This is a genomic window from Domibacillus sp. 8LH, from assembly GCF_038806185.1.
GTDB classification, from domain to species: Bacteria; Bacillota; Bacilli; order Bacillales; family Domibacillaceae; genus Domibacillus; species Domibacillus indicus_A.
Genome location: NZ_JAVJNG010000051.1, coordinates 1 through 9,187 on the forward strand (window position 1 = coordinate 1; position 9,187 = coordinate 9,187).

At 41.8% G+C, this 9,187-nt stretch carries 7 protein-coding genes; 2 read left to right on the forward strand and 5 right to left on the reverse strand.

The genetic code is table 11. The features are described 5' to 3' along the window. Positions 1-96: 96 nt before the first annotated feature. The 3 genes from RG959_RS25265 to RG959_RS23385 form a co-directional block, all read right to left on the reverse strand. Complete coding sequence (locus RG959_RS25265) at positions 97-231, reverse strand: hypothetical protein (protein ID WP_369335200.1); 135 nt, start codon at positions 229-231, stop codon at positions 97-99. Beyond that, on the reverse strand, positions 170-301 hold the full coding sequence (locus tag RG959_RS23380; protein WP_342799203.1) for a hypothetical protein: 132 nt from the start codon (positions 299-301) through the stop codon (positions 170-172). Before RG959_RS23380 ends, RG959_RS25265 begins: the two co-directional genes overlap by 62 nt. A 94-nt stretch (positions 302-395) precedes the next feature. Further along, positions 396-1,349 (reverse strand): sugar-binding transcriptional regulator, encoded by a 954-nt coding sequence (locus RG959_RS23385; RefSeq protein WP_342799204.1) that lies wholly within the window; start codon positions 1,347-1,349, stop codon positions 396-398. Between the two features lie 425 nt (positions 1,350-1,774). Between RG959_RS23385 and RG959_RS23390 the strand changes: the two genes are divergently transcribed. Together RG959_RS23390 and RG959_RS23395 are read left to right on the forward strand one after the other, a co-directional pair. Next, positions 1,775-2,440, forward strand: coding sequence for a GntR family transcriptional regulator (locus tag RG959_RS23390; protein WP_342799208.1), 666 nt, complete (start codon positions 1,775-1,777; stop codon positions 2,438-2,440). A gap of 7 nt (positions 2,441-2,447) precedes the next feature. Then, complete coding sequence (locus RG959_RS23395) at positions 2,448-3,419, forward strand: DMT family transporter (RefSeq protein WP_342799205.1); 972 nt, start codon at positions 2,448-2,450, stop codon at positions 3,417-3,419. 48 nt (positions 3,420-3,467) lie between these two features. On the opposite strand, the gene RG959_RS23400 is transcribed toward RG959_RS23395, so the two are convergent. Both RG959_RS23400 and RG959_RS23405 read right to left on the reverse strand, forming a co-directional pair. Further along, positions 3,468-5,879 carry a glycoside hydrolase family 3 C-terminal domain-containing protein gene (locus tag RG959_RS23400; RefSeq protein ID WP_342799206.1) on the reverse strand — a complete coding sequence of 804 codons (2,412 nt, stop codon included), beginning with the start codon at positions 5,877-5,879 and terminating at the stop codon, positions 3,468-3,470. A gap of 421 nt (positions 5,880-6,300) precedes the next feature. Beyond that, positions 6,301-8,355, reverse strand: coding sequence for a PAS domain S-box protein (locus RG959_RS23405; protein ID WP_342799207.1), 2,055 nt, complete (start codon positions 8,353-8,355; stop codon positions 6,301-6,303). Positions 8,356-9,187 lie beyond the last annotated feature (832 nt).

Sequence of the window (9,187 nt, forward strand, 5' to 3'; positions counted from 1 at the left end):
TTTCTTCCATTGTAAATTTAGCCATAAAAACACCCCATAAATGTTAGTTTGGTGTCTAACATTTACGGGGCAGTTCAAATCCTCAGGCCAGCTTTTTTATTGTTTATCGCAAAATAATATTTTTCGTTGTTTTACGGGCAAGGCGGTCAATCCGCTCTTCCTCGAAATTTTAATTAAAGCGTTTACGGAAAGAATCAAACAAAAGAGTGTTGGAATGATACCGGTAAACATGCCCATAAAGGTCTCCGCCTTTTTGGAACATTCCAATAAAACCTTCTGCGACCTTAACTAGAAAGTCCATCTCTTTGCCCCCTTGTACTTTCTACTCTTTGTAAAACGCTCACATTACATCACTCATTCAAATTTGAATGAGTCAGAACGGCCAATAAAAAGGGTTAGTCTTTATCCTGTTCCGCAACGAGGTCTTTGGCTGTTTCCTCGTCTGTGATCAGCACGTCGATCAGTTTTCCTTTCAGGGCTGCTTGTATAGATTGTACTTTTTCTTTGCCGCTCGCTACTCCAATAACAAGAGGAATGTCTTTTAGCTTCTCAGCCTCAAAAGCAATAATTCGTTCATTCCAAGTACTTTGAGAAGTTGTTCCATTTTTGTTGATAAAGTTATAGCATATATCTCCTACAATATCCTGATCAGCAAAATGATTTTGATGCTCCTGTCCAAGATAAGACTGTACCATTGTGGAATGTTCAGGCGTTCCGCCAATGCCGACAACCGCAATATCAGACTGAGCAGCAAGATCAAATACACTTTTAATAGAAGACTGGCTTATAAATACCTTTTTGGCTTCTTTGGAATCCACCATAACCGGTGTATGAAGCAGCTTATATTCCGCATGCAGCTGTCCAGCCATCGTCGCTACAATATGATTGGCATGAATATCTACACGTTCATTCCCCATTCCGCCCACAAGCGGGACAAATCGAACAGAAGGATATGTTTGATTGGAAATCATTGCTTTTGCTGCTTCAAACAGTGTTGTTCCAGACGAAACACCAATTACCTGACCATCCTGCATAATGCGCAGCAAATACTTGGCTGCTGCTGCACCGAGCCGGCTTTTAGACGATTCCCCGCCAAAACTCGGAATACATACCACTTCCCGAATACCATAAGAACGTTCCACCTGCATTTCCAGCTGGCGAAACGGATGGATAACATCATCGTGAATGATAATTTCCACAATGCCCTGCTCTTTTGCCTTTGCTAAATATTTTGAAATCAATGAGCGGCTTACACCCATTTCTTTTGCAATTTCTGATTGTGTGGCTCCTTCTTCGTAATACATGTGTGCCATTTTTACTAGAGCCCGCCGGTCTTCAATAAACGTCATTGTTCCTACCCCTTTGACATGCTAATTAAGGAGGGAGCCATGTTTCCATGAGCGTACCCTCCCTGCCCATTATACAAGTTGTTCAACATGATCCGCTATGGCAGATTGTGTGTTACAAAGTAATAGGGCTCGAAAGAAGCTCTTTTTGCAGGCCGTCTTCCGGGAATAAATGATTTTGAAGCTCTCTTAGTTTCCAAACCGTCGTGCTTGGATCAAGTTCTACATCATCTGTCCCTGGACTAAAAAGATTTTAGTATAGCAATTTTTATTGATGAGTCTAAAAAAGTTCCTGGATGAAATAAATCGCTGCTCTCCCTTTCACTTTAAATCAGAGCTCATCGCGTAAATTGCCATTGCATCTTCTGAGCTGTTTTGTGTTAAAAGGTGAGGTTGCGTTAAAAATTAATATGCGATATATTGGTTTTATGGAAAAAAATATAATAAAACCTATTAAGCGTTTGTCCCTTAGAGATGAAGTGTACGAAACGTTAAAAAAGTCGATTGTCACATTAGAATTTCAGCCAGAAGAACGGCTGCATGACAAAAAATTAGCTGAGCAGTTTGGCATTAGCCGCACTCCTGTCAGGGAGGCGCTAAAACGCCTGGAAGATGAAGGGCTGGTAGAATCACTTCCCGGTTCTTCTACACGTGTGGCTCCACTAAATGTAGAGGAAGCGAAGCACGCTTTTACCGTGGTAGCTGTTTTACATGCCCTAGCCGCCCGGCTCGCGTGTCCTTTACTAAATAAAACAGGTATGGAGGCTTTGAAAACCAGCAATAAGACGCTGCAGCTTTCAATTGAAAAAGGAGATGTGATTGGCGCAATTGAAGCAGATACCGCTTTTCACAAGGTATTTTTGGATGCGGCCGGAAATCCTGAAATTGTCCTGGCCTTAGAACGCAGCGAGCCAAAAATTCACCGTTTAGAGATTTCACAATTCGCTACATTAAAAGCATTAAACTCGATCGATCAGCACAATCAGATTATATTAGCATGTGAAAATCAACAGTTTGAAAAAGCGGTTCATCTTGTAGAGGAAAACTGGCTAAGTCTTGGAACACTGCTTACGCAGCAAACAGAATCGAGGTGATAGTCATATGAAGCCTATTTTTCTTGGAATTTGTGCTGCTTTCTTTTTTGCTTTTACTTTTGTGCTTAATGCATCCATGGAGCTGTCCGGCGGCAGCTGGATATGGAGTGCATCGCTCCGTTACATTTTTATGGTACCCTTTCTTTTATGTATTGTGATGATAAGAAAAAATTTACGTCCGCTCTTGGTGGAAATGAAAAAGCAGCCCGGAACATGGCTTTTATGGAGCTTTATTGGGTTCGGCCTTTTTTATGCTCCGTTATGTTATGCCGCTGCTTATTCACCAGGCTGGCTGATCGCCGGAACGTGGCAAATTACCATTATTTCCGGCGCTTTACTTGCCCCTTTATTTTTTGAAACAGTGCATACAAAGGACGGTCCATTGCAGGTAAGGGGAGAAATTCCTTTTAAAGGCATGATCATGTCACTCATTATTTTGCTGGGAATTGTATTCATGCAAATGGAACATGCAAAGCAGTTTTCTGCCGAAAACGTATTGCTGGGCGTGGTTCCTGTTCTGATCGCCTCATTTGCCTATCCTTTAGGGAACCGGAAAATGATGGACGTATGTGAAGGACGACTGGATGCTTTTCAGAGGGTGTTAGGCATGACCCTGGCCAGTCTTCCATTCTGGCTTCTGCTTTCTTTGTACGGCTTTTATACCGTCGGCCTGCCAAGCAAGGAACAAAATTTCCAATCTTTATTAGTGGCCCTTTGTTCAGGTGTGATTGCAACAGTACTGTTTTTTAAAGCAACGGATATGGTAAGAGAAAATATGCAAAAGCTGGCTTCAGTTGAAGCCACACAATCGATGGAAGTGCTTTTTGCTTTAGCCGGGGAGCTTCTGTTTTTAGCAATCCCTGCTCCTTCTATGTTAGCTTGGTGTGGTATCCTTTTTGTAATTATGGGAATGATTTCACACAGCTACATTTCACATAGAAACGAAGAAAACCCTGTTAAACAGTCAACAACTGTTTAATAGGGTTTTTTCTTTTCTTCTGCAGGCAAAATTATCGTGTCAGCATGCTTAGTTACTTTCCTTTGAAAGTTCGTCTATTGGTTCTTTTGGTGACAAAACGTTTTCCACCTCTTCTACTACAATATCATCGTTTACCTGGAAGGAAGCAGTTCCTTTAATATTTTCAGAAGAAGCACCGACTTTTACCGTATATGTCCCTTTTTCTACAATCCAGGCAGACTTATCTTCGTCAAAAGAAGCAAGCGACTTGGCATCAAGCTCAAATATCATATTTTCTTTCTTACCTGGCTGAAGCTCTTTTGTTTTGCCGAATGCTTTCAATTCAAGTGCTGGTTTTTCCAGCTTTCCATCTGGTGCGGACACATAAACTTGAACCGCTTCTTTTCCTACTGTTTTGCCCGTGTTTTCTAATGTGGCAAAAACTTTTATTTTTTTGTTAAATTCTTTTTGGTTCACTCGAATGTTACTATAATCAAATGTTGTATACGACAGGCCATAGCCAAATTCGTAAGCAGGCTTTACATTAAACGTTGAATGGTAACGGTAGCCGACGTAAATCCCTTCTTCATAGACCACTTTTTCTGGATTTTCAGCCGGGTCACCCGGGAAGTTATCTGCTGAAGGTACATCACTATAAGCAACTGGGAATGTGGTTGCAAGCTTTCCTGACGGATTCACGGCTCCTGACAGCACATCTGCTACTGCACCCCCGGCTTCCTGGCCAGGCTGCCAGGCTAGAAGAATGCTGTCCACTTTATCTCTCCAGCTGGTCATTTCAACCGGTCCGCCAATATTTAGGACAACCGCCACTTTCTTGCCTTCCTTATGATAAGCTTCTGCTACTTCTGCAATCATCGCCTGCTCCTGATCTGTCAGAAGGTAATCCCCTTTCTCATTTTTTCGGTCTGCGCTCTCGCCAGAATTTCTTCCAACCACAATAACCCCGGTATCCGTTTCCTTTACCGTTGACTGAATTTCGTCTGCTGCCAGTGTCTTCTCTGGAATCGGCGGCGTCAGCTTTCCAAAGTCGCTTCCCCATGGACTGTCGACAATTTTATACTCATCTATACTTCTCAAGTTTGCTATATAAGTTTTATAGCTGTTCAGTAAATCTTGATTTAGATGAAAGCCCGCTTCCTCTAATCCATCCGCAATAGAGGCGGTGTAGGCTGCATTGACATCTCCGCTTCCGGTACCTCCTTTAATTGTTTCAATTTGTGTGTTTCCAAACAACCCTACTTTTTCTTTTGTACGAAGAGGTAACGTTCCATCTTCATTTTTCAGCAATACCATTCCTTGAGCTGCAGCTTGCCTTCCCACTTTAGCGTGTGCCTGTAAATCCGGCTGACTAGAGTACTCATACCCTTTAAAAGTAGGTGTTTCAATTACCACTTGCAGAATTCGTTTAATATTACGGTCAAGTACTGCTTCATCTAACAGTCCGTTCGTTACCGCACTGGCAATCGTCTCCGCTTGTCCCATACTTGGCATAATCAGGTCATTGCCCGCTTTCATCTGCTCAACTGGGTCCGTCCCGGCGAACCAGTCTGTCATGACAAACCCTTTAAATCCCCAGTCATTTCGAAGCACATTGGTAAGCAGCTCGTTATTTTGAGAAGCCGGCAGTCTATTTAGCTTGTTATAAGAGCTCATCACGGCCCACGGCTGCGCTTCTTTTACGGCCGTTTCAAACCCTTTTAGGTAAATCTCTCTTAGTGCTCTCTCTGAAACCACTGTATCAATCGTCATCCGGTTGGTTTCCTGGTTATTCGCTGCAAAGTGTTTGATCGTAGCCCCAACCCCGTTTGATTCGACTCCATTTACAAGAGCCGCTGTCATTTTGCCAGCCACCAGCGGGTCTTCGGAAAAGTATTCAAAGTTGCGGCCATTTAATAAGTTTCGATGAATATTGAGAGCAGGAGCAAGAAAAATATCAATCCCATACTCTTTTACTTCATTTCCCTGTGCTTGTCCCACTTTTTGCACGATCTCTGTATCCCACGTGGAAGCTAGAGATGTGGCAATCGGAAAAGCCGTCGCATAGTAGGTTTTCTCTTCACCTGCTCTTGTTGGACTGATTCTCAGCCCGGCCGGTCCATCGGCCATCAGCAAGCTTGGTATGCCGAGACGCGGAATGCCATACGTTTGTCCAACCGCACCGGCTACTCTTGCTTTTGGTGTGCCAAACATGCCAGGCATGCCGGTCCCTACTACAAGTTTTGCTTTTTCCTCCAGGGTCATAGCTTGAATAACAGAATCGATTGATTGTGCGTTGATTAATTGAGGTGTTTCAGTCTGGGAGTCAGCAGAGACAGCGGCCTGAAGGGATTCTGCTGTAGATGTTTGTGCATAAGCCATTCCTCCAGCGTTAGAAGTAACCAATAACACGCCGACTGCAGATAAAGCCGCAAACCGTTTCAGCTGTGATGTCTTTTTGATTTTTTTCAATTGTTTTCCCATTATGATACCTCCCATTTTTAAGTTTCCCTGCTTAAAAGTAGTTTTTTGCTTCACAAACTGCTGTTTTAAACACAGATACGCTAGACCTTTCTAAAAAACTGGCTAAATATAGGAATAAACATAACAGCCGTTGAACAAATCACCCTACTTCTTATGAGAGGTCAACCATATGTAAGCGTTAACAATATTGATTATAGGCCGTTTACGCGCCCTGTTTTTCTATAATTTTTTAAGATTATCTGTACTTTTTTATTTTTAAGAGCAGAAAGCAAAAAAGACAAAACCACCTCCAATCTAAGATTGGTAAGCAGTTTTGTCTGCGGTTTTACGTGTTTATTTACCAGCTTGTTTGTTGTTTTCCCTACTCTTTTATAAACTTGCTTGAGAGGAAAATGAAACAGGCGCTGCCTTTTCCCTATTTTTATCCATAAATATGATACGTATTACGGTTCTCTTTGGCTTTGTATAGTGCTCTGTCTGCATGACGCAGTAATACTTGTGTGCTTTCGCCATGATGCGGATAAAAAGCAATGCCATTGCTTGATGTAGCCCTGATCATGTGCCCCTGAAGGTGATAGGGCAGCCGGAGTTCCTGCTGAATTCTTTCTGCTACTTCCGTTACTTCCTTTAAGCTGTTGATATCGGAGAGCAAAATCGTAAATTCGTCTCCTCCCATGCGGGCTATCATGTCACTTTTGCGTGTTGCTTTCATCAGCCTTTGGACAAACTGTTTTAATAGTTCATCTCCTATTTCATGGCCATATGAATCATTAACCTCTTTAAATTTATCGATATCCATGTACATAACAGCAAAACTGCGGCAGGAATGCTTCGCTGTACCAATTTCCTTATCAATAAATTCAGTGAACATTCGTCTGTTGTATACACCCGTTAATGAGTCGAATGATGCATAATTTTGCAGTTCCTCTTCGTCCCGCTTCCTTTGTGTGATATCCCGGGCCGCTACAGTGTATTGTTGAACAAGCCCTTCTTTGCCACTGACCGGTGAAAAAATGGCTTCTACCCAGATCCAAGAGCCGCCTTTTGTACACTGGCGGAACTGTACCTGGCACATGCTGTTTTCCGCTATTGAACGTTCAAACTGCTTCCTTACCTGCTCGACATCTTCTTTATAAACAGTATTAAAAAATATTTTTCCTACTAACTCATCCGGCTTAAAACCAAGTACCTTCTCGTGGGAAGGAGAAGCATAGGTAATCTGGCCATTTGAATGAAGAACTTTAATAATATCATGTGAATGTTCAGCAATGATGCGGTACCGTTCTTCGCTTTCCATTAACTCTGCCTGTACCTGCTTTAGTTTCGTAATATCTTTGTATACCCCAATTACAGCCCATACTTCTCCTGCTTTATTTTTAAGAGGATTGTAAGTCGCCAGTACATCTAGTATACTGCCGTCTTTTTTTTGTCGTTCGGTTTCTAAACTAACAATCGTTTGTCCTCTTCGGAGCTGGCTGCGTATTTGCTGAAGCTCTTCTTTTAAATGAGGCGGCGTGAAGATAATGGCTGGCCTTTCCCCTTCTGTGTCTTCCTTTGTCCAGCCAAAAAGAGAAGTAAAAGCAGGATTGATATGCAGCAGCCGTCCTTGAAGTGTAAATAAGTCAATCGCGTCCGCCGTGTTGTTCCAAACGAGCTCAAGCTGTTCTTTTACATTACGCAGCTCTCTTTCAAGCTTCTTCGTCTCAGAAATATCACAAAAACTGATAGCTCCTGCTGTCACATTTCCTTTTTGATTTTTAATAGGCAGATAGGTAATGGCTACATCAAGCAGTCTTCCATCTTTATGCCGCCGCTGCGTTTCATAATGAGAAATAGTATGTCCTTGAAGCATTTGCTGAAAAAGAATCTCTGCTTCTTCTCCTTTATCCTCGGGAATAAAGCCGCACGTATGAAGAGCTGTTTCTGTTTTAAATGCTCCCTCTTCCCAACCGAACACTTTTTTGAAAGCAGGGTTTAATTCCAGAAGATCACCTTTCACCGTCCATAACGAAATTGGGTCCACCGAATGAGTAAAAAATGCTTCAAAAAAAGAATGGTCCATCTCAATTTGCGTTTTCTGGATGGATGATTTGCTGATCCCTTGAATAGTGAAGATGAGGTGAGTACAAAGATTTCTTTCATTAAAAAGAGGCGTCAAAACCATTTGTCTGGCCGTTCTATTTTGCGGCAGACAAACTAGCTCATTAAAGGTTATGCTGCTTCGAGAAGCTGCCGCTTCCCTGCAGTGCTTTAGGATTATGCCTTGCGAATCTTCCGGCCACATCTGGTGTAAAAGCATTCCACACACGTTTGCAGGCCAATTAAACCAGTCCATGGCTGCGTCATTGATGAAAGCAAAGCGATAAAACATCTCACCCTCAACAGAGAGGAGCATCACAGCATCCGGTATATGATTAAGAAGAGAAGAAGCGATTTCTGGATGCAGGGCATCTACAGGAACTGTTTTTTCATTCATGTTCATCATTACTCCTTTGAGAAATCTTGCTCTTAGAAGAAAAGAAGCTATGATGTCTAAGACGCATAAAGCTCCTTTTAATTTTTCACCTTTATGTACAACTTGTAAAATGAATAAATTCCCAATTTACTTAAATGAATTATATCTTATTCATAGGCTTTTTGCACTAAACCTTATAAAATATTTTCCAATTTAATCAACCTGCCCAGTTCGTATAAATTCCCAATAAGTTCCTCTGTAGAATAGAATGCTAGTTTCTGGCCAGCTAAATTTAAAGATAGAATCACCTGATTGCACGAAAGATATTCAACCCCCTCCTTTCTTTGCAGATCTACTAAAATCTTTTTATAGAATCTATTTTTATGCAAAGCAGTGTGCTTTTATGACTACCTCCTTATCTTTTAAACAGGAAAAAAGATCCACTACCAAAAAGCCGCTGATCCTGAATGGATCAGCGGCTTCATTTGTATATCATAGACAGTTAATTTTTACTTATTGCAGTTTAGATTAATTAGAGCTTCTAACACGGCCGCAGCTGCTCCTATTGAAATAGGTGCCCTGCCGGTACATCAGATCCTGCCCATTTCTTCAGTGTGAAAGGCATTTACTTTTCGTACTCCATCAATAAGGATGAGTCCATATAATTGAAACCGGCCTTACCGGGATTCATTCAATACCTACTTCATCCATGTTAACTATTTTTAATGAATAAGAATAGAGTCCTTTATCATCTTTGGCGAGAACACCCCCACTTTAAGCTTGCTAAGTGGGGGATGAATCGTTGCTCTTTCAGTCATTCTTTTTCCTTGAACGCTCTATTACTAAAATGGTA